The organism is Glaciibacter kafniensis (assembly GCF_039538945.1).
GTDB classification, from domain to species: domain Bacteria; phylum Actinomycetota; class Actinomycetes; order Actinomycetales; family Microbacteriaceae; genus Cryobacterium; species Cryobacterium kafniensis.
In genome coordinates this window covers 1,436,090-1,456,250 of the sequence record NZ_BAABCN010000002.1, presented here as the reverse complement: position 1 = coordinate 1,456,250, position 20,161 = coordinate 1,436,090, and the positions used below count along the sequence as shown (strand labels likewise).

The following is a 20,161-nucleotide window of genomic DNA, read 5'->3' as shown; positions in this document are numbered from 1 at the left end:
TACTAGCCAACCAGAACGGCGGTGAGCGTGCTGAGCGGTTCGCTCAGGGCGTTCACGCCGTCGGCGAGGTCCTTGACCTGTGCGGTCGAGAGCTCGTTGTAGTAGGTGAAGCCGGTGTCGAGCGTGCCGTAGGTCGCGAGCTGCTTCTCGAGGCTGTCGAACCGGGTGTCGAGGGTGCTGACGAGGTCGGCATCCTTCTCCTTGACGATGTCGCGAACGCCCTCGTAGGCCACGCGGGCGCCTTCGAGGTTGGCCTGGAAGTCCCAGAGGTCGGTGTGCGACCAGATCTCTTCTTCTCCGGTGATCTTGCCGCTCGCAACCTCTTCGAGCAGGCCGATGGCACCATTCGAGATGGAGTCGATGGTGACGCTGTAGTCGGCGTCGTGCACGGCGTCGTAGAGCTCCTGCGTGTTGGCGGTGAGCTTGTCGGCGTAGTAGGTGCGCTCGTCGGACGTCAGGGCGACGTATTCCGCACCACCGTTGTCTGCGGCTGCCGGCGGAAAGAGATCTTTCTCGATGCGGTGCCAGCCGGTCCACTCGTCGCCTTCGGCAACGTCTGCCTCACGGAAGTCGATCTCGGGGTCGAGGTCACCGAACGACTCGGCGACCGGCTCGATGCGCTCGTAGCTGGCGCGGGTGGTCGGGTAGAGGGCGCGTGCCGTCTCGTCGTCGCCGGCGAGGTAGGCGTCGAGGAACGTCTGAGTGCCGGTGACCAGCTGGCCGACCTGGTCCTTGATGTAGGCGACGTAGTTGGTGGCCGCGGCGTCAATCTGTTCCTGCTCGTTGCCCTCGAGCGCCACCGCGGCGCCGGTGACGGTGAATGCGGTCTTGCCGACGCCGTCGCCGACCATGCCCGGCTTGCACACGGTGAAGTAGTTGCCCGGCTGAGCGCGCACGACCAGGGTGCGAGTCACGCCGGGGCCGACATTCTCGACCTCACCGACGATGCGGAGACCGTCTTCGGCCAAGAGGTAGAACTCGCTGACCTCATCCGTTGCGTTCGAGACGCTGAACGAGAGCGTGCCACTGGCCGCGGTGTTCGCCGACACGGCGCAATCGCTCGCGGTCGAGCTGACGGTGAGGCCGGAGCCGTCCTCGGCTGCGGTCGTGTTCGCCACGCAGCCTGACAGCAGAAGGGTGGCCGCAGCGAGCGGTGCAGCGAACAAAATGGCGCGATTTCTCAAGGGTTTCTCCGGCTGTTGGGCTGTGGGGCTGTTGGGCAGTGGGGTGCTGAGGGTTTCAGGGGGTGAGTGCGGGGTGAAGCTCGGCCGCGGCATCCGCTGGCGTGGGTCGACACACATGCGGGTCGACACGAATCAGACGGATGCCGGAACCTTCGGTGCGTTCTGTGCCGCCACGCGTGGTGCGGGGCGGCCGGCGCGGCTCTTCACGATGAACAGCGTCATCGTGGGAACCAAATACAGGGTCCAAACCGTCAGCTCAAGCCAAGTGGTGGCTGGCGAGAAGTTGACCGTTCCCTTGAGCAGGGTTCCGTACCAGCTGCCGGGCGGGATGATGCCGCTCACGTCGAAGGCCAGGTTGTTCAGCCCGGGAAGAACCCCGGCCTCCTGCAGGTCGTGCACGCCATAGGAGAGGACTCCCGCAGCAACGACGATCAGGATGGCGCCGGTCCAGGTGAAGAATTTCGACAGGTTGATGCGGAGCATGCCCTTGTAGACGAACCAGCCGAGAACGACTGCCGTCACGATGCCGAGTGCGGCGCCGAGGAGTGGAAGGGTGGTCTCGCCGGTTGCCTGAACCGCCGCCCAGATGAAGAGTGCCGTCTCAATGCCCTCGCGGCCGACGGCGAGAAATGCGACGAAGACGAGGCCGAGGCCCGAGCCGATGAGGTGCTTGTCAATGTTGCCGTGCAGGTGGCCCTTGAGGTCACGGGCCGTGCGCAGCATCCAGAACACCATCCAGGTGACGAGGCCCGTTGCGATGATCGAGAGCAAGCCGCCGATGGTCTCCTGCGCCTCGAAGGTGAGGCCATAGGTGCCGAAAGTGAGAAGAGCGCCGATGCCCAGGGCGAGAAGTACGGCAAGTCCGACGCCGGCCCAGATACGCGGCAGAACATCTTTGCGATCGATCTTGACGATGTACGTGATCAAGATCGTGACGATGAGTGCGGCTTCGAGACCTTCGCGCAGGCCGATCAGATAGTTTGCGAGCACGGGGCTTCCTGGGAATGTTTGCTGGGGGGATGGTAAGGCTAACCTTACAGGCTAACTGTAACCGGTGGATTCGGGGCTGTCCACTTTTCGAGAGCGTGCGCGAGCAAGCGCGTGTGCTCTCACTCGGGTGATGCACGGGTGCTGTGCCGGTTCTACGGAGGTTGCCGGGCTAGCGTGGCTCACTTATTGCCCGAACCCAGGATGCCGAACGGCAGCCGATGAACCCGAAACTTTATGCCTCTTTTTCATACTGCCCGTTCTTCCGCTCGTCGCGCTCCACGGTTTTCTCCCACCCTCACGTCCGCGGTTTTGACCGGGGTCGGAATGGTCGTCGTCGGATCGCTGACCTTGGCCCCGTCGCTTCCGGCAACGGCGCTTTCGGCGTCAGAGGCTGCCGCGACGACGTTGGCCCTGCCGCTGTCGACGACGTCAGAGATCAGGGCCGAGACGGTCGGAGTGCAGAGCGTTGCGCTTGCAGGCTATGACGGGGCGACCATCGTGCGTGATGGCTACAGTGCGGAGGCCGCTCCGCCACCGCCGGCACCTGTTGCCGAGGTGGCTGCTCCGGTAGCCGCGGCAGCTCCGGCTGCCGCTGTCGGCGGTAGCGTGCGTTGGCCGTTCCCGCAAGCGGTTCGCATCAGTGACGGCTTCGGCCCGCGCAGCGCACCCTGTGCCGGATGCTCGAGCGTTCACGACGGCCTCGACATGAATGCCGGCGACGGCGCCTCCATCGGTTCGATCGCCGATGGCGTGGTGATCACCTCGACCGACGACGGTGGCGGATACGGCGCTTATGTCGAGATCGAATCGGTTGTGGACGGGCAGACGGTGACCGCCCTCTATGCGCACATGCAACTCGGTTCCCGCGGGGTCTCGGTCGGCGAAAGCGTGACGGCCGGCCAGCTCGTCGGCCTCGTCGGCAGTACCGGTCAAGCAACCGGACCGCACCTGCACCTCGAGCTGTTCTATGCCGACGGCGTGCGCTTCGACCCAGACGCCTGGCTGACCCAGCACGCCGGCTAGGCCACACCCTGTTGCCAGGGCCCGCCGACTAGGCTTCGGGTGTGATGGTCATGTCCGGCAGCGACGAGCGCGTCGTCTTTGTTCTTGCTCGCCCCGGCGATGAATCGCTGATGACCGGCGGAACCATCGCCCGGCTGCGTTCAGAGGGGTCGGCCGTCGCGGTGCTCTTCGGTCAGGCCGGCACCGAGGATCCGTCGGCGACACGCGCGGCCCTCACCGAACTCGACGTCAACGACTGGATGATCGTGCCCGCCGCATCCGGCCGGTCGATCGAAGACGAAGACCGCGATCTCGATCTGCTTCTCGTCGACATGCTCACCGAAATGCGAGCGACCGCCGTCGTGATCGGCACCGACGACGATCGGTTGAAATCCGCAAGTCTGCTGGCGGCCGAGAAGACGGGCACTCCGGTCTTTCTGAGCCGACGGGTCGCGGCCGACGTCAATCAACGAGTGACCGCGATCGATGTCAGTGACCAGATCGACACGAAACTCCGGGCACTCGCCGCCTATCCCGGCCGCTGGTCGGTGATCGACCACGCCGTGAGGCAGCCTGACGGCACGCTGCTCGCCGTCAGCGGAACTGAAGCGTTCGTGCAGATCGGCGCGGCGCCAGTTGCGGGCATCCCGACCGCCTCCGCGTCATCGTCGCCGCTCGAACGTGTCGGTGGGGGAGTGCTCGCCTTGGTTCTCGGTGGTCTGTTCGGCCTGCTCGGAACCCTGGCGCACCAGGCGACGATCACGATCGGCTCCCTGGAGATTCCCTACGGGTTGATTCTCGCGCTGGTGGCGACATCCGCTCTGCTGATCGGCCTGCGCATGGTTCTGCACGACAGGCTGATGGTCTTGTTGTGTGCGATCGGGATGCTCGGCTCGATTTTTCTGTTCTCCCTGCGCAGCACGGGTGGCTCGGTTCTCATCCCGGAGGGCATGAGCGGAATGATCTGGACGATCGTGCCGACCCTCGTCGCCGCACTCGTCATCGCCTGGCCGAAACTGCCGGCCAAGCGCTGAGCCGCGCTGAGTCGCGCTGAGCTGAGCCGGGCTGAGCCGCTCTGAGCCGCGCCCGGGCTGCGGAGAGTTCAAGGTAGACCCTCCTTCGAGGCATAGACTGGATATCCAGCTCGTGAAGGGAATCTCACCACCGTGACGTATGTCATTGCTCTTCCCTGTGTCGACGTGAAAGACCGTGCCTGCATCGATGAATGCCCGGTCGATTGCATCTACGAGGGTGAACGTTCGCTCTACATCCACCCCGACGAATGTGTCGACTGCGGTGCATGTGAGCCGGTTTGCCCTGTCGAGGCTATTTACTACGAAGACGATCTTCCTGAACAGTGGGCTGACTACTACAAGGCGAACGTCGAGTTCTTTGACGACATCGGTTCCCCCGGTGGAGCAGCCAAGATCGGCGTGATCCCCAAGGACCACCCGGTGATCGCCGTGCTGCCGCCGCAGGTTCAGCACTAGCGCGCCGGCTTTTCATGCTGAAGCAGCTTCCTGACTACCCGTGGGACCAGATGGCCCCGTTCGCCGCGACGGCACGGGCCCACTTCGGTGGGATCGTCGACCTGTCGATCGGTTCGCCGGTCGACCCGACGCCTGCGCTGATCAGGCAGGCACTCGCCGAGGCGACGGATGCCCACGCCTACCCGCAAACCGTCGGCACGCCGGCTCTGCAGCAGGCCATCATCGACTGGTACGCGCGTCGTCGCGGCGTCGTCGGACTCTCTGCGAAGAACGTGCTGCCGACGATCGGCTCGAAAGAACTCGTGGCGCTGTTGCCGTTCATGCTCGGGATCGGCGAGGGCGACACCATCGTGCACCCGCGCGCGGCCTACCCGACCTATGAGATCGGCGCCGCTATCGCCGGCGCCACCGCGCTCGCCTCCGACGATCCGGCCGAATGGCCGGCCTCGACGAAACTGATCTGGCTGAACAGCCCTGGCAACCCCGACGGCCGGGTGCTGTCGGTCGTTGAGTTGCGCACCGCAGTGGCGCGTGCGCGAGAGCTCGACGCCGTGATCGTCAGCGACGAGTGTTATGCCGAGCTCGGCTGGGACGCGCCCTGGGACGCCGAACCGATTCCGAGCATCCTCGACCCGCGTGTGACCGACGGCAGCCGCCACAACATTCTGGCCATCTATTCGCTGAGCAAGCAGTCGAACCTCGCCGGCTACCGGGCGGCCTTCGTAGCCGGCTGCGGCTCGCTGATCAATCGGGTGCTCACCGTGCGCAAGCATGCCGGCTTGATGCTTCCCGCCCCTCTGCAGGCCGCCATGGTCGTCGCCCTCGGCGACGACGCGCACGTCGCCGCACAGAAGGAGCTCTACCGGGCCCGACGCGCTGTGCTGCTTCCCGCGCTGCAGGACGCCGGCTTTCGCATCGACAACAGCGAGGCCGGCCTCTATCTCTGGGCGACCAGGGGCGCTGACGCCTGGCAGACGATCGCCGAACTGGCCGAGCGGGGCATCCTGGCCGGTCCTGGCCCGTTCTACGGCAGTTTCTACCCGGAGCACGTGCGGTTCTCACTGACCGCGACTGACGAGCGGATCGCCGCTGCGGCGGAGCGTCTGCGCGCGTAGTCGGGTCTCGAGCTGCGTCCGACTCCATCGGGCGCCCCTCGACCAGCGACGGGCAACTGTGGACTATATCTAAAGGAAACCGCAGGCTCTTGGTGGATGCAACAGTAGGCTGCTGAGCGGTTTAGGCTGTAGTCGGTTGCCGCGCCACCCACCATGAGTGTTTGCTGCGGATCGCCAGAGAATTAATCGGTTGCCTCTACAGGGCACTACTACCAGGGAGACCCCGTGGGCGACGAGCGAACAACATCCAACGAGCCGCAGAAGGCAACGCTCACGTACCCCGGAGGCACGGCCGAGTTTCCGATCCTGCGAAGCGTTGATGGCGCATCCAGCCTCGACATCTCCACGCTGACCCGCCAGACCGGGCTGACCACCCTGGACTACGGTTTCGTGAACACCGCAGCGACGCGTTCTGCGATCACGTACATCGACGGCGAGCAGGGGATTCTGCGCTACCGCGGCTACCCGATCGAGCAGATCGCGCACAACTCGAACTTTCTCGAGACCGCCTGGTTGCTGATCTACGGCGAGCTGCCGACCGCGAGCGAACTCGAAGACTTCGACAATCGCATCCGTCGTCACACGCTGCTTCACGAGGACCTGCGTCGTTTCTTCGACGCGCTCCCGACCAACGCGCACCCCATGTCGGTGCTGTCGAGCGGTGTCTCGGCCCTGTCGACGTACTACCAGGACTCGCTCAGCCCGAAAGACCCGGCCCAGGTCGAGATTTCAACGGTTCGCCTGCTCGCCAAGCTGCCGGTGATGGCTGCCTACTCGCACAAGAAGAGCATCGGTCAAGCCTTCCTCTACCCCGACAACTCACTGAGCTTCGTCGACAACTTCCTCAAGCTCAACTTCGGCACACTCGCCGAGCCGTACGAGGTCAATCCCGTCGTCAGCCGTGCGCTCGAGCGTCTGCTCATGCTGCACGAGGACCACGAGCAGAACGCGTCGACGTCGACGGTGCGCCTGGTCGGTTCGACCGAAGCCAACCTGTTCGCCTCCGTTTCGGCGGGCATCAACGCCCTGTTCGGTCCGCTGCACGGCGGCGCCAACGAGGCAGTGCTCTCGATGCTCCAGGACATCAAGGACTCCGGCGAAGGCGTCGCGAAGTATGTCGAGCGCGTCAAGAACAAAGAGGCCGGCGTCAAGCTGATGGGCTTCGGACACCGCGTCTACAAGAACTACGACCCGCGCGCCAAGCTCGTCAAGGAGAGCGCCCACGAGGTGCTCGCCGCTCTGGGCGTGCAGGACGACCTGCTCGACATCGCCATGGAACTCGAGCACTACGCGCTCAACGACGACTACTTCAAGGAGCGCAAGCTCTACCCGAACGTCGACTTCTACACCGGCGTCATCTACAAGGCCATGGGCTTTCCGACACGGATGTTCACGGTTCTGTTCGCCATCGGCCGCCTGCCCGGCTGGATCGGCCACTGGCGCGAGATGAACACCGACCCGGCCACGAAGATCGGTCGCCCGCAGCAGCTGTACGTGGGTTCGCCGGCGCGGGACTACCCGACGCGCTAACTCGCTCGTCTCACCCGGCCCCGACCCAATCGACGCGTGTCACGCGCCCATTCGACGCGTGTCACATACCCATTCGACGCGTGTCACGCGCCCATTCGACGCGTGTCACATACCCATTCGACGGAGATTTTCGCGGATTCGCCCAATTCGGGCCCGAAAGGGCCCGTTTTTGGCAATATCTCCGTCGAATGGGGGTGTGACAGTCGCACAGAGTTCGCGATGGCTGAGAGCGGATGCTGCTACCGAGTCGGGGACAGCGTCAGCGTGTTCGTCGCCGCCTTCTTCACTGCATCCAGGCTGAACAGCCACTGCCGAGTCTGATGATGCTGCCAGAGCGGCGTCTGATCGGTGTAGTTCGGGTGGAACGCGTGCCCGGAGGCCCCGGTCAGGTTCACCCAGCTTGAGCTGTCGAAGTCGCCCAAGCTCACCACCTGCCGCATTGACGGCACCCAGTCGACCGTGTAGCCAACGGTGGCATCCCATCCCACCGCGTTGACGACCGATGACCCGCCGGCCACCTCATACGGCCCGCGGTTGAAGAGCCACTCGATCGGCCCGATGCCCGATTCGCCGAAGCTCGCGTTGGTCAGCTCAAGCGTGTGGATCGATCCCCAGGTCCACCGCGCAGGCTTCGCGCCCATCAGCGTGACCCCCTCGGTTGACGCCTTCTCCAGCACTTTCGCCAGGGTGTCGTCGCGTCCGACGGTGCCGAGTGTCTCGCTGTTCCACCAGGGATCGTCGGGTCGGTCCAGCAACGTTGCGATGATAGCGAAGGAGCGATCGCCCCCGGTGAGTGCGGTTCCGGCGGGAAGCGAGTCGAAGACATCCGCCAGCAGGTTGCGCCAGACGATGCTGAAATAGGCGGCGGCGGCGCTGTCGGAGTCGAGGGTGTAGTCCCAGTTCGTGAACAGGGCCAGGGCGTCAGCGGTGGCGTCCGTCACCGTCAACGTCTTCAGCACCGGCACGAGCGTTGCGGCAGCCGCGCTGTAATTGTCGGCCTGGATGCTGCTCATGTCGGCCGTCGTGAGCGGCGTGCCGGAGTCGAGCAGAGCCTGCAATCGCACGGTGATCTGCTCGGCACGGTAGCCGAGATCCCAATCCTGGGTGAGCATTGCCGGGTAGGCCGCGTCGACGGCCGCGTTGTTGGCGGTGACGATGTAGCCGCTCGGCGGGTTGTAGCTCTGCGGCATCGCGTCGAACGGCACGAAACCGGTCCAGCCATAGTCACTCGTCCAGCCGGGAACCGGCAGCGTGCCGTCACCCGCCTTTCGAATCGGGATCAGCCCCGGGGCCTGATAGCCGATATTGCCGTCGACATCGGCGTAAATGAGGTTCTGCGACGGCACGTCGAAGAGCGACGCCGCGGCGCGGAATTCGGCCCAGCTGCTCGCCTTGTTCAGGGCGAAAATGGCGGATGCCGTGCGCCCCGGTGTGAGGGCCGTCCACTGCAGCGACAGCTCGGCACTCGTCGTCGGGGGGTCAGTTGTGGCGTCGGCGTCGGCATCGGCATCGGGAGCGGCCGCTGCGTCGGCTGCTGCGTCGGCTGCTGCGTCGGCGGCTGGGGCGATGTCCGGGGGCGCGGGAACGCCTTCGACGTCGGGATAGTCCGCTGCGATGCTGCCGAATTCCGGGGTCAGCCCGCTGACGATCGGGCCATGTTCGGTCGAACGAATCTCGATCTTGACGTCGGAGCCGCCGGCAACCTTGATCTTCTCGCCACGTACGGTCAGGGGCTTGAGCGCGCCGTCGTACTCGTAGCTGTCGCCGGTGACCCGTTCCAGGTAGAGGTCTGCGACATCGGGACCGAGATTGGTGAACCCCCAGGCGATGCGGGAGTTGTGGCCGATGATCACGCCGGGCAGGCCGGAGAAACTGTAGCCAGCCACGTCGAATGGACACTCGGCGCTGACCGTCTCACAGCGCAACCCGACCTGGTACCAGACCGAGGGCATGACCGCGCCGAGGTGCGGGTCGTTGGCGAGGATCGGCTTGCCGGTGTCGGTGTGCTCGCCGGAGACCACCCACGAGTTGGAGCCGATCTCGCCGCCGGCGGGGCCGAGCAGCTCTGGAACGCTCGCCAGGGCGGCGCGCAGATCGGCCAGGGGAGTGCTGAGCGCGAGCGACGTGGTGCGTTCTGCAGTCGAGTCGGCGTCGGAGTCGGCGTTGGCGTCGGCGTTGGCGTTGGCGTCGGAGTCTGCCCCTGGATTTGCCTCTGGATCTGCCTCTGGATCTGGATTCGCGGCTGGCTGGCTCTCGGCCTGGGGCGCCGCGCCTCCGACGATCGTGGGATGCGTCGCATACGGGTAGTCCGGATGCAGCAGCGCCATGTCGTTGTCGGACAAGGTGGGGAGGAGAAGCGCCCGATCGATCTCTTCGTCAAGGTTGGAACGCAAGTCCCACGCCATGGCCTTGAGCCAGGCGATCGAGTCGGCGGCGGTCCACGGCTCGGGCGTGTAGCCCGGATTCTGCAGGGCCAGGGTGGCGTATTCGAGCGAGAGTTCTGCGCCCTGACGGTCGGCCAGGTAGGCGTTGACTCCGCGGGCATAGGCCGTGTAGTAGCCGAGCGTCGTGGGGTCGAGGAGTTTCACTTCCTGTTCGGCCACGGCGCGCCATCCGAGTGTTCGAATGAACGTATCGGTGGGGACCTGGCTCTCGCCGAAAAGTTCAGACAATCGCCCGGCCGTGACGTGGCGCCGAAAATCCATCTCCCAGAACCGGTCTTGCGCGTGCACATAGCCTTCGGCGAGAAACAGGTCTGCGGCGCTCGATGCGACGATCTGCGGGATGCCGGCGTCGTCGCGATAGACCGTGACGTCGCCGTCGAGCCCACCGAGCTTCAGGGTGCCGGCCAGTGTGGGGAACGACCGCGTCACCGTCCAGACACCGAGGCCGGCCGCAATGAGCGCGAGGCTCAGTACGATTCCCAGCGTGATGAACAGCGCCCTGAGCCGCCGGGGGCGCCTGCTGCGCGGTACATCAGTTCCCACATCACTCCTTCGTGATTGTCAGGTCTAAGGAGACTACAGAAGAACCGACGACGGGGGCAGAGGCAAGGCGCAGTTTGCCGAAACGAGCACCGACTGCAGAAGGCCGCCCTTAGCGGCGCACGCTCAGCATCCGCTCACCGCTGCAGAAACCGCACGCGCCGCCGGATGCCGCACGATCGGAGCGGTCTCTGGCGACAGGAGTGCAATCCGAACGGTTTCTGGCGCACGGAGGCGCAGCAGGCTTCGAGGAGGCGCAGCAGGCTACGAGGAGGCGCAGCAGGTTAGGCGTGCAGCGCCTCGTTCAACTCGATGCCGCCACCCGAGCGCGGCAGCGCTTCAACCGCACCGCTGATCGAGTTGCGACGGAAGAGCAGGTTCGGCACGCCCGAGAGCTCGACGGCCTTGATCGTGCGCAGTGCGCCATCGGCGGTGCGCGGCTCGGCCGGGAGCACAACCTTGGTGCCGGCCGTCACGTAGAGTCCGGCCTCCACCACTGTGTCGTCGCCGATCGAAATTCCGACACCGGAATTCGCACCGAGCAGCGCCCGGGCGCCGATGGCCACGCGCTGTGTTCCGCCGCCAGAGAGCGTGCCCATGATCGACGCACCGCCGCCGATGTCGGCGCCGTCGCCCACGACAACACCCTGCGAGATGCGGCCCTCGACCATCGAAGCACCGAGCGTTCCGGCGTTGAAGTTGACGAAACCCTCGTGCATGACCGTGGTGCCGGGGGCCAGGTGGGCGCCGAGGCGCACGCGCGAGGCGTCCGCGATGCGCACGCGGTCGGGGGTGACGTAGTTGAGCAGCGGCGGAAACTTGTCGACGCTGCTGGCCTGGATGCCGTGGCGCACGAGCGCCGGACGCAGACGGTCGAAGTCGGCCGGCAGCATCGGGCCGGCGTTGGTCCAGACGACGGTCGGCAGGTGGCCGAAGATGCCGTCGAGGTTGATGCTGTTGGGCGCGACGAGCAGGTGGGACAGCAGGTGCAACCGAAGGTAGGCATCCGAGGTGCTGCGCGGTGCCTCGGTGAGGTCGATCTCGACGGTGATGGCCTCGATGCGCACGGCGCGTCTGGCGTCGTCGCCGGCATGCTCTTCGAGTTCGGCCGGAACGATCCACCGGTCGCGCCCGGCTGGCAGCTCACCGAGCTGCGGCGACGGAAACCAGGTGTCCAAAACGGTGGAATCCTGGGCGATCGTGGCCAGGCCATACCCCCAGGCGTGCGACGAAACGGGGGAACCTGAAGAGGAAGCTGTGACCATAGCTCTAGATTAGTAGAGTGCCCCAGAACACTGCGCCCAGCGCCTCCGCGTCCCCGTCCGAAGCCGCCAGGACCCCGGCCGCCCCGGCCGCCCTCGACCTCACCGCTTCATCGGTGGAGATCACCAGGGCGCTCTGTGACATCGAGTCGGTGTCGGGCCAAGAGACGCTCCTGGCCGATCTCATCGAGCAGGCCCTGACCGGCTACGACCACCTTGAGGTGATCAGAGACGGTGACACGATCGTCGCGCGCACGAGCCTCGGCCGCGCTCAGCGGGTGGTGATCGCCGGTCACATCGACACCGTGCCGCTGAACAACAACCTGCCCACCCGTACCGAGGTCATCGACGGTGTCGACTACCTCTGGGGCCGTGGCACCGTCGACATGAAGGCCGGCGTCGCCGTGCAGCTGAAACTGGCCGTCGAACTGAGCGACCCCACCGTCGACCTGACCTGGATGTGGTACGACAACGAGGAGGTCGACTCGTCGCTCAACGGTCTCGGCCGGCTCGCGCGCAACCGGCCAGACCTCTTCGTCGGTGACTTCGCGATTCTCGGCGAACCGAGCAACAGCCAGGTCGAAGGCGGATGCAACGGCACGCTCCGGGTCGAGGTGCGCGCCTTCGGGCTGCGGGCGCACTCGGCACGGGCCTGGATGGGCGACAACGCCATCCACAAGATCGCGCCCGTTCTGAACATCCTGGCCGCCTACACGCCGCGTGAGGTCGAGGTCGAGGGCCTCATCTATCGCGAGGGTCTGAATGCGGTCGGCATCAGCGGCGGGGTTGCCGGCAATGTGATTCCAGACGAGGCGATGGTGCACGTCAATTACCGGTTCGCGCCGAGCCGCACCGCCGCGGAAGCCATCGAGCACTTGCGTGAGCTGTTCGACGGCTTCGAGGTCACCGTCATCGACGAGTCAGAGGGCGCTCGTCCGGGCCTCGACGCGCCCCTGGCGCTCGAGTTTCTGGCCGCCGTCGGTGCGGAGCCCCGACCGAAATACGGCTGGACGGATGTCGCGCGTTTCTCCGCACTGGGCATCCCCGCGGTGAACTACGGTCCAGGCGACCCGTCGAAAGCGCATGCCGACGACGAGCGAGTGGCGATCGCCCAGATCGACGAGTGCGAGCGTGGCCTGCGTACGTGGCTGACCGCCGCTACCCGGTGACCGAGGCAGTGCGCGAAGAAGTGACCTCGCCAGTGACCTCGTCCCTGAGCTCGCCGGCGACCTCGGCCGCGGCGTCCGCCCTGCCGGCCCGCTGGCGCGCCCGCTACCGGCTGACTCCGTGGTGGGCCAAGGTCATTGCGATCTGGGCGTTGTCTCGCATCGTCACGACGACCCTGATTCTCATTCTGGCCAGCGTTCAGGGCGACAACCCGTGGACCAGTGCGCACCCCAGCTACGCGCAATTCGCAAACATGTGGGACGGCCTCTGGTACAACATCGTGGCCGTCTCCGGGTATCCGTCGGTGCTGCCCGTCACCGAAACCGGCCACATTGCCGAGAACGCGTGGGCATTCATGCCCGCCTACCCGATGCTGGTGCGCCTGCTGATGTTGATCACCGGGCTCGGCTGGGCTCCGCTCGCCGCGTTCGTATCGCTGGCCTTCAGCCTCGGCACCGCGCTGCTGTTCTACAAGCTGATGCTGCGCGTTCTGCCCGCATCGACGGCCCTGTTCTCGGTGGTGCTGTTCTGCGTCGCCCCGCTGTCGCCGCTGCTGCAGTTCGGCTACGCCGAGTCGATGTACCTCTTTTTGCTCACGCTCGCGTTGATGCTGCTGCTCGACCGGCGCTACGCCCTGCTCTTTCCGGTGATCGCCGTGATGGCGGTGACGCGGCCAAGCGGCCTCGCCTTCGCCCTGGCGCTCGGCCTGCACGTGATCTACCGTTTCGTCACGCGGCGACGCGACCCATTCCCCATGCGCGAACGGATGCTCGCCGCATCCGTCGCCGTCTTCAGCGGGGTGATGGGCCTGGCCTGGCTGGTGGCGGCCTGGGCCGTCACCGGGTCGCCGACGGCCTACACCGACACGGAGCTCGCCTGGCGCTCGGCCTACATCGGCTACCAGGAGCTCGTGCCCTTCACGGCCTGGTTTCAAAGCGGGGCCTGGTGGCTGGGGGAGCCGCTCGGCTTCATCGTGGTGGTGGCCCTCATTCTGGCGTTCGCCCTGTTCATGTTCTCGCCGCCGGTGCGCCGGCTCGGCGTCGATCTGCGCTTCTGGGTGGCGAGCTACGCCCTCTACCTGCTTGCCGTCTTCTTTCCTCAGTCGAGCACGTTCCGGTTGCTCATGCCGATGTTTCCGCTGCTCGGGGCGATCGCCGTACCCCGCAACCTCGCCTATCGAATCTCGCTTGTTGTACTCGGAATCGCAGGCCAGTGGGGCTGGCTTCTCATCGCCTGGGGTGTCGACGGAGCCGACTGGACACCGCCGTGATTATCGGTTAGCGCCCGGGATGGTCGATAATAGAACCAAACACGAATGGAAGGGGAGTTCATGGCGGCCATGAAGCCACGGACCGGAGACGGGCCAATGGAGGCTGTAAAGGAGGGGCGTCTCATCATCGTGCGTGTACCGCTCGAGGGGGGAGGCCGACTCGTCGTCTCTGTGAACGACGCTGAGGCCAAGGAGCTTCACGATGCACTTGCTGGGGTTGTGACCCCGGCCTCCTAGCCACACAATTCACGAAAAACGGCTGCGCGATGGATGCGCAGCCGTTTTTTTGTGCCCGGGCGCGGCGAACTCATAGCCACACAATTCACGAAAAACGGCTGCGCGATGGATGCGCAGCCGTTTTTTTGTGCCCGGGCGCGGCGAACTCACACAATTCACCAGAAAGACACACACGAGTCACGAAAAACGGCTGCACGATGACGCGCAGCCGTTTTTCGTGTCGGGGATCAGGCGCGGATCTTGGTGATCTGCAGCAGGCCATCGCCGACGGGCGAGAGCGCGCTGACGACGGCGTTCGACGCCGCGATCTCAGTCACGAGTGTGCGGAAGCCGGTCGCCACATCATCACGCTGCGCGGGGTCGGACACCCGGCCACGCCACAGGGCGTGGGCCACGAGCACAGTTCCGCCCGGGCGTGCGAGCCGCAAACCGTGCTCGACGTACTCAATGACTGACTGCGGGTCGGCGTCGATGAAGACGATGTCGTAGGAGTTCTCGTTCATGCGCGGCAGCACTTCTGCGGCCTTGCCGGTGATCAGGCGCACGCGCTTGGCCGGGATGCCGGCATCGAGAAAATGCGCACGAGCGTGCTGCTGGTGGTCGACCTCGGTATCGATCGAGGTGAGCGTGGCGCCCGGTGCGCCGGAGAGCAGCCAAATGCCCGAGACGCCGGCACCTGTTCCGACCTCGAGGATATTCATGGCGCCGGTGGCTGCGGCAAGCACTGCCGTCTGCGCACCGACGGCGGGTGAGATCGCGTCGATTCCGAGTTCCAGCGACTGCGCCCTGGCGCGGGCCACCGCATCGGATTCGACGACCAGGTCGTCGGAAAATTTCCAGTTCAGTTCTTTTTCAGACACGTCGCACTCCAGTAGATGTATGGGACAAGCCTATTGCCGCCGGGTCGATGGTTCGGGGAGGCCTCGCCGCGGGTTATTCTGAACTCATGTTTGGTTTGACGTTCGAGAAGGTGCTGATCATCGGGGTCATCGCCGCCTTCCTGATCGGACCAGACAAGTTACCGCACTATACGGCCCAATTGGCTCGGCTGGTGCGGAGCCTGCGCGACATGGCCAACGGCGCCAAAGATCGCATGCGCGACGAGATGGGCCCCGAGTTCGATGACCTCGACTGGAAGAAACTCGACCCGCGTCAATATGACCCGCGCCGCATCATCCGTGAGGCGTTGACCGAGGATGACCCGGCCGTGACCGCTGCGGCGACCGAGGCCGCCGTCATCACTCGCAGCCCGAACCCCGAGGGCGCCTACCTGCAGCGCAAGCGTGCCAAGGACGCAGCCCTCGCGGCCTCGGAGCCGGCGCCGTTCGACTCTGAGGCGACCTAAGCCACTCCGTCGCAACTCAGACGCGCCGTGGAGCAGCCGCGCCTCGCAGCGGCCTCGACGGGCAAAGTCGGAACGAATGACGCATCGATGACTCGTGCCGATAGTGCATTGATATTGGAAGTTTTCCGATCAGATGCGCCTCAATCGGAGGCGCGCGTTCGGTTGCACCCTGGGGGAACAATGCGTCGCGTCCATAAACACGCCACTCACACGAAACACGCCACTGTCACGGCCATCCTGGCCTCGGCAGCTGTAGCCGCTTCACTTCTGCTTGCGGCCGCGCCGGCACAGGCCGCGACAGCCGCACCGATGCACGTTGCGGCGGTCGCCGCGGCGTCGGCGTCGGGTGCCGTCGAGAGCATCACATTCGCCGCCGCACCGAAGGTGGCACTGGCGGCTCCGACCATCACCGGCACGCAGAAGGTCGGGGCGACTCTTCAGGCGTCGGTGAAGACCATGACGAAGGGTGCGGCCCTCGGCTACCAGTGGTACGCATCCGGCTCGAAAATCTCCGGGGCCACCAAATCCCGACTGCTGCTCACCTCATCGCAGGCGGGTAAGGCCGTCACGGTGAAAGTGACCGCAAAGAAGACCGGATACACCTCGGCGACGACGGCCTCCGCGGCAACCAGCAAGATCGTGAAGAGCGCGATTCCGACGGTGAGCGGAACGGCGAAAGTCGGCGCGACGCTCACGGCGAAGCCGGGCACCTGGACCAGCGGCGTGAAGCTGGCCTACACGTGGACCGCCAACGGTGCCGCGATCTCCGGTGCGACGAAGAGCACGTTCGTCGTGAAGAGCGCGCAGACGGCCAAGACGATCCGGGTGAATGTCGCCAGTGCTCAGGCCGGGTTCGCGAAGGTGACCGAGAAGTCGACGACGTCGGTGAAGCCGGCACGCACATCCGTGCCGACGATCAGCGGAACCGCCAAGGTCGGCAGCACGCTGACCGCGGCACCGGGCCTGTGGACGACCGGTACAACGTTGAAGTACCAGTGGTACGCGGGCAAGGATGCGATCGCCGGTGCGACGAAGTCGACCCTGGTGCTTGCGACCAAGCAGGCGGGTCAGGCGATCACGGTGAAGGTCACGGGTTCTCTGACGGGATTCACGACGTTCACCGAAACGTCGAAGACGACTTCGGCGGTCGCAGCGTTGAAGCCCGTGGCGTCGACGGTTCCGACCATTTCGGGAGAAGTCGCTCTCGGCTCCACTCTGACGGCAGAACCGGGCACCTGGGCAACGGGTGCGACCCTGGCCTACCAGTGGTTTGCCGACAACGTTGCGATTTCTGGTGCAACGACCTCCACTCTGGTGATTGCCAAGGAGCATGGGGGAACGGCGTTGACGGTCACGGTCACCGGTTCGCAGACGGGCTACGCTACCGTCGCCCAGACCTCGAAGGCAACGGTGAAGGTGGTCTCATCGGCTACGCCCACGATCACGGGTCAGACCAAGGTCGGCGCAACGCTCTCGGTCACCCCAGGCGCATGGACCAGCGGGGTTTCGACCTTTGACTACACCTGGTTCGCGAACGGCACTCCGATCGAGGACGCGACGTCGAGCACCCTGACGCTGACCGGAGCGCAGCTTTCGAAGACCATTGCGGTGCGGCTCGAGAGTGCACAGGATGGCTACGCGCAGGTGAGCGCGAACGCGACGCTCACAGTGAAGACGGCGCAGACATCCGTGCCGACCATCACCGGGCGGGTCAAGGTCGGCGAGACTCTGACGGCGACGCCGGGTGAGTGGACCACAGGCACGAAGCTCAGCTACCAGTGGTACGCCGGCAACGCCGGGATCGCCGGGGCTCGCAACGAGACACTGGTCATCGCCCCGAAGTACGCCGGCATGGTTCTTACGGTCAAGGTGACCGGCAGCCGCACCGGATACACCACCTTCACCGAGACGTCGCAGGCAACTGGGAACGTCGAAGCGACGGCGGCGCCCACCATTTCGGGCGACACCAGGATCGGCGGAACGTTGAGCGTCGACCCGGGCACCTGGGCCGAGGGCATCACGACCTTCACGTACCAGTGGTACTCGGATGACGTTGCGATTGACGGCGCTACCTCCCGCACCGTGACACTGGCCAGCGAACAGGCCGAGGCCACGATTTCGGTCAGGGTCACGAGCGCGCAGGACGGCTTTGAATCGGAGACGGTGACGGCAACGCATTCGGTGAAGGCGCTGCGCACCGAGCTGCCCACCATCGTGGGTGACTCCGGGGCGAACCGCGGTATGTACGTGCCGGTGCCCGTGTGGACGCCCGGAACGACGTTCACCTACGAGTGGTTCGCCGACGGCGTTCAGATTGAGGGCGAGACCGATCGCTTCATCACACTGGGCGACGACATGAACGACAAGAGTGTCACCGCCCAGGTGACCGGTACGCTCGCCGGCTACGGTACCGCCACTCTGGAATCAGCAGTGGCGATGAAGCACATGACGACGGTTGATCCGATCGTTGAGGGCGAGCCGAAGGTTGGCTCCACGTTGACGGTGACTCCGGGTGTCTGGACGACCGGGGCGGTCTTCAGCTACCAGTGGTTCGCCGGCTACGACATGATTGAGGGCGCAACCGACTCGAGCCTGCTGCTCACCGCAGACCTGGTCGGCAAGAACGTTGTCGTCAGGGTAACGGGCGTGATCGACGGCTACACCGAAACCTATCTGTGGGCCGGAAACCTCATCGTCACCGAATAGTCAGCCTGTATGAGGCCGTCGAACTCGACAATCCGCAGACTTATCTGCACACTCCTCGAGTGCAACAGTAGCGAGCGAGCGGGATGTCGCGTTCGACGGCGTCGCCCCGGCGAACTCGACGGTTTTGTGACCTTCACCGAACGATCGCTGCCGACGACGCCGGTTGCCGCCGGCGACTGACGCTGAGTGGCTCTGAGCCATTTCGCTGATCGAGGGGCATCCAACAGCTCCGCCTAGCGCCGACGAACCGCCTTCAGCACGCCGGCCAGCAGCAGCATCGGCCCGGCCAGCGTCGCGAACTCGTGACCGAGTCGCGGAAGCTGCAGCAAGCCGGTCGCACGCGAGATGGTGATGGCGTCGACGAAGCGCAGCAATCCCTCCGCGCCGTTGCGGCGGCCGAGACCCGACTGCTTGACCCCGCCCATGGGCGCGGCAACCGACGAGAACGACCCGCGATAGCCCTCGTTCACGTTGACACTGCCGGCTTCGAGCGCGGTCGCGACGCGGAGGCCGCGCTGCGCCGAGCCGGAGAACACCGAGGCGTTGAGGCCATAGTTGCTGTCGTTGGCAGCGAGAATCGCCTCCTGCTCCGAGTCGACGATCGAGACCGACACGACGGGGCCGAACGTCTCCCCTGCAAAGCAATCCATTGCCGGGGTGACGCCGGTGAGAATCGTCGGTTCGAAGAAGAATGGTCCGAGATCTGGCCTGGCCCGGCCGCCGGCCTGCACGGTGGCACCCTGGTCGACGGCGTTCTTCACGTGAGCCGTGACCCGGTCGAGCTGGGCCTGCGAGGTGAGCGAACCGACATCCGCCGTGTAGTCGAACGCCGAGCCGATCGCGAGATTCTTCGTCGTCGCCACGAACTCCTCGAGAAACCGGGCGGCAACGCCACGCTCGACATAGATGCGCTCGATCGAGACGCAGAGCTGGCCGAGCGACGAGAAGCAGGCGGATGTCGCGTCGACGGCCGCCTTCGTCGGGTTGACGTCATCGAGAATGATCAGCGGGTTCTTGCCACCGAGCTCGAGCGAGACGCCGGTCAGAGTCGTCGCAGCCTGCGCAGCAACGACCTTGCCGGTCGCGGTGGACCCGGTGAAGCAGATGTAGTCGGCATCCTGAGTGACGGCACCGCCGATCGAGGCGCCATCGCCGGTGACGATCGCCCAGAGGTGTTCGGGCACGCCGGCGTCGATGAACGCGCGGCGCAGAGCCAGGATCGATAGCGCGCCCTGGTTGTCGGCCTTCTGCACGACGCCGCAGCCGGCGGCGAGGGCGGGAATGACGTCCATCGCGGCGAGGCTGAACGGGTAGTTCCACGGCGTGATCACGCCGGCGACGCCCTTCGGCCGGTAGCGGACGCGGGTGGTCACGACCAGCGGAATACCGGCCCGACGGCGGCCGCCGCGCAGCACTCCGTGCGCGGCAATGGCGTTGAAGCGGGTGACGGATGCGGCCTGAAAGACTTCCTCGAAGGCCTGTCCGCGCGTCTTGCCGGTCTCGGCCTGCAGCGTGTCGAGAAACAGCTCGCGGCGCTGCAGCAGCAGATCGTGGGCACGCAGGAGAACCGCGCGGCGGTGGGCAAAGCCGGCCCGCGCCCAGGCGATCTGGGCCAGACGAGCGCGGGAGTAGGCATCCCGCACATCGGTCACCGTGCTCGTCGGCAGGTCGTGCAGCAGTGTTCCGGTGAACGGAGCGATGACCGGCACCGTCTCGCCCGACGTGGTAGTGACGTCGCGGGTGAGCTCGGAGGTGAGCGTGTGTTCCAGCAACGGGTGTTGCGGCAGCGTGTGTTCCGGCAGCGTATTTTCGCGCAGTGAGGCGGGCATGACGGTCAGTCTAGGTCAACTGACCCACAGGGCGGCAGAGAGTGTGTGCC

At 65.5% G+C, this 20,161-nt stretch carries 16 protein-coding genes; 10 read left to right on the top strand and 6 right to left on the bottom strand.

What is annotated here, in order from left to right:
* Positions 1-2: 2 nt before the first annotated feature.
* Positions 3-1,184 (bottom strand): iron uptake system protein EfeO, encoded by a 1,182-nt coding sequence (gene efeO, locus ABD791_RS07300; protein ID WP_345063990.1) that lies wholly within the window; start codon positions 1,182-1,184, stop codon positions 3-5.
* Between the two features lie 132 nt (positions 1,185-1,316).
* Positions 1,317-2,174, bottom strand: coding sequence for an iron uptake transporter permease EfeU (gene efeU / locus ABD791_RS07295; protein WP_345063988.1), 858 nt, complete (start codon positions 2,172-2,174; stop codon positions 1,317-1,319).
* 309 nt (positions 2,175-2,483) lie between these two features.
* On the opposite strand from efeU, the gene ABD791_RS07290 reads away from it, so the two are divergent.
* From ABD791_RS07290 to ABD791_RS07270, 5 genes are all read left to right on the top strand, one after another.
* On the top strand, positions 2,484-3,197 hold the full coding sequence (locus ABD791_RS07290) for a M23 family metallopeptidase (RefSeq protein WP_345063985.1): 714 nt from the start codon (positions 2,484-2,486) through the stop codon (positions 3,195-3,197).
* A gap of 41 nt (positions 3,198-3,238) precedes the next feature.
* On the top strand, positions 3,239-4,210 hold the full coding sequence (locus ABD791_RS07285; protein ID WP_345063982.1) for a PIG-L deacetylase family protein: 972 nt from the start codon (positions 3,239-3,241) through the stop codon (positions 4,208-4,210).
* Positions 4,211-4,342: 132 nt separating this feature from the next.
* Complete coding sequence (fdxA, locus tag ABD791_RS07280; protein WP_345063980.1) at positions 4,343-4,666, top strand: ferredoxin; 324 nt, start codon at positions 4,343-4,345, stop codon at positions 4,664-4,666.
* 14 nt (positions 4,667-4,680) lie between these two features.
* Complete coding sequence (dapC, locus tag ABD791_RS07275; RefSeq protein ID WP_345063978.1) at positions 4,681-5,781, top strand: succinyldiaminopimelate transaminase; 1,101 nt, start codon at positions 4,681-4,683, stop codon at positions 5,779-5,781.
* A gap of 225 nt (positions 5,782-6,006) precedes the next feature.
* Positions 6,007-7,311, top strand: coding sequence for a citrate synthase (locus tag ABD791_RS07270; RefSeq protein ID WP_345063975.1), 1,305 nt, complete (start codon positions 6,007-6,009; stop codon positions 7,309-7,311).
* 239 nt (positions 7,312-7,550) lie between these two features.
* Here ABD791_RS07270 and ABD791_RS07265 read toward each other — a convergent pair whose 3' ends face one another.
* Together ABD791_RS07265 and dapD are read right to left on the bottom strand one after the other, a co-directional pair.
* A complete protein-coding gene (locus ABD791_RS07265) occupies positions 7,551-10,298 on the bottom strand; it encodes a penicillin acylase family protein (protein ID WP_345063972.1) in 2,748 nt (915 codons plus the stop codon).
* A 281-nt stretch (positions 10,299-10,579) separates the two neighbouring features.
* Positions 10,580-11,560, bottom strand: coding sequence for a 2,3,4,5-tetrahydropyridine-2,6-dicarboxylate N-succinyltransferase (gene dapD, locus ABD791_RS07260; protein ID WP_345063969.1), 981 nt, complete (start codon positions 11,558-11,560; stop codon positions 10,580-10,582).
* 113 nt (positions 11,561-11,673) lie between these two features.
* Between dapD and dapE the strand changes: the two genes are divergently transcribed.
* From dapE to ABD791_RS07245, 3 genes are read left to right on the top strand one after another with little or no spacing between them, the layout of a single operon-like run.
* Entirely contained in the window at positions 11,674-12,726 is a 1,053-nt protein-coding gene (dapE, locus tag ABD791_RS07255; protein WP_345064566.1) for a succinyl-diaminopimelate desuccinylase, read from the top strand.
* On the top strand, positions 12,702-13,994 hold the full coding sequence (locus ABD791_RS07250) for a hypothetical protein (RefSeq protein ID WP_345063966.1): 1,293 nt from the start codon (positions 12,702-12,704) through the stop codon (positions 13,992-13,994). The genes dapE and ABD791_RS07250 overlap by 25 nt, the downstream gene beginning before the upstream one ends.
* 60 nt (positions 13,995-14,054) lie before the next feature.
* Entirely contained in the window at positions 14,055-14,231 is a 177-nt protein-coding gene (locus ABD791_RS07245) for a DUF3117 domain-containing protein (RefSeq protein WP_345063963.1), read from the top strand.
* A 227-nt stretch (positions 14,232-14,458) separates the two neighbouring features.
* Here ABD791_RS07245 and ABD791_RS07240 read toward each other — a convergent pair whose 3' ends face one another.
* Positions 14,459-15,091, bottom strand: a complete 633-nt coding sequence (locus ABD791_RS07240; RefSeq protein WP_345063960.1) for an O-methyltransferase — start codon at positions 15,089-15,091, stop codon at positions 14,459-14,461.
* Between the two features lie 86 nt (positions 15,092-15,177).
* Here ABD791_RS07240 and ABD791_RS07235 point away from each other — a divergent pair, with 86 nt between their 5' ends.
* The gene (locus ABD791_RS07235; RefSeq protein ID WP_345063958.1) at positions 15,178-15,576 is read left to right on the top strand and encodes a twin-arginine translocase TatA/TatE family subunit; all 399 of its coding nucleotides are present in this window, start codon (positions 15,178-15,180) and stop codon (positions 15,574-15,576) included.
* A gap of 180 nt (positions 15,577-15,756) precedes the next feature.
* Entirely contained in the window at positions 15,757-18,282 is a 2,526-nt protein-coding gene (locus ABD791_RS07230) for a hypothetical protein (RefSeq protein WP_345063956.1), read from the top strand.
* A gap of 233 nt (positions 18,283-18,515) precedes the next feature.
* Here ABD791_RS07230 and ABD791_RS07225 read toward each other — a convergent pair whose 3' ends face one another.
* Positions 18,516-20,111 carry a succinic semialdehyde dehydrogenase gene (locus ABD791_RS07225; RefSeq protein WP_345063953.1) on the bottom strand — a complete coding sequence of 532 codons (1,596 nt, stop codon included), beginning with the start codon at positions 20,109-20,111 and terminating at the stop codon, positions 18,516-18,518.
* Between the last annotated feature and the right edge of the window lie 50 nt (positions 20,112-20,161).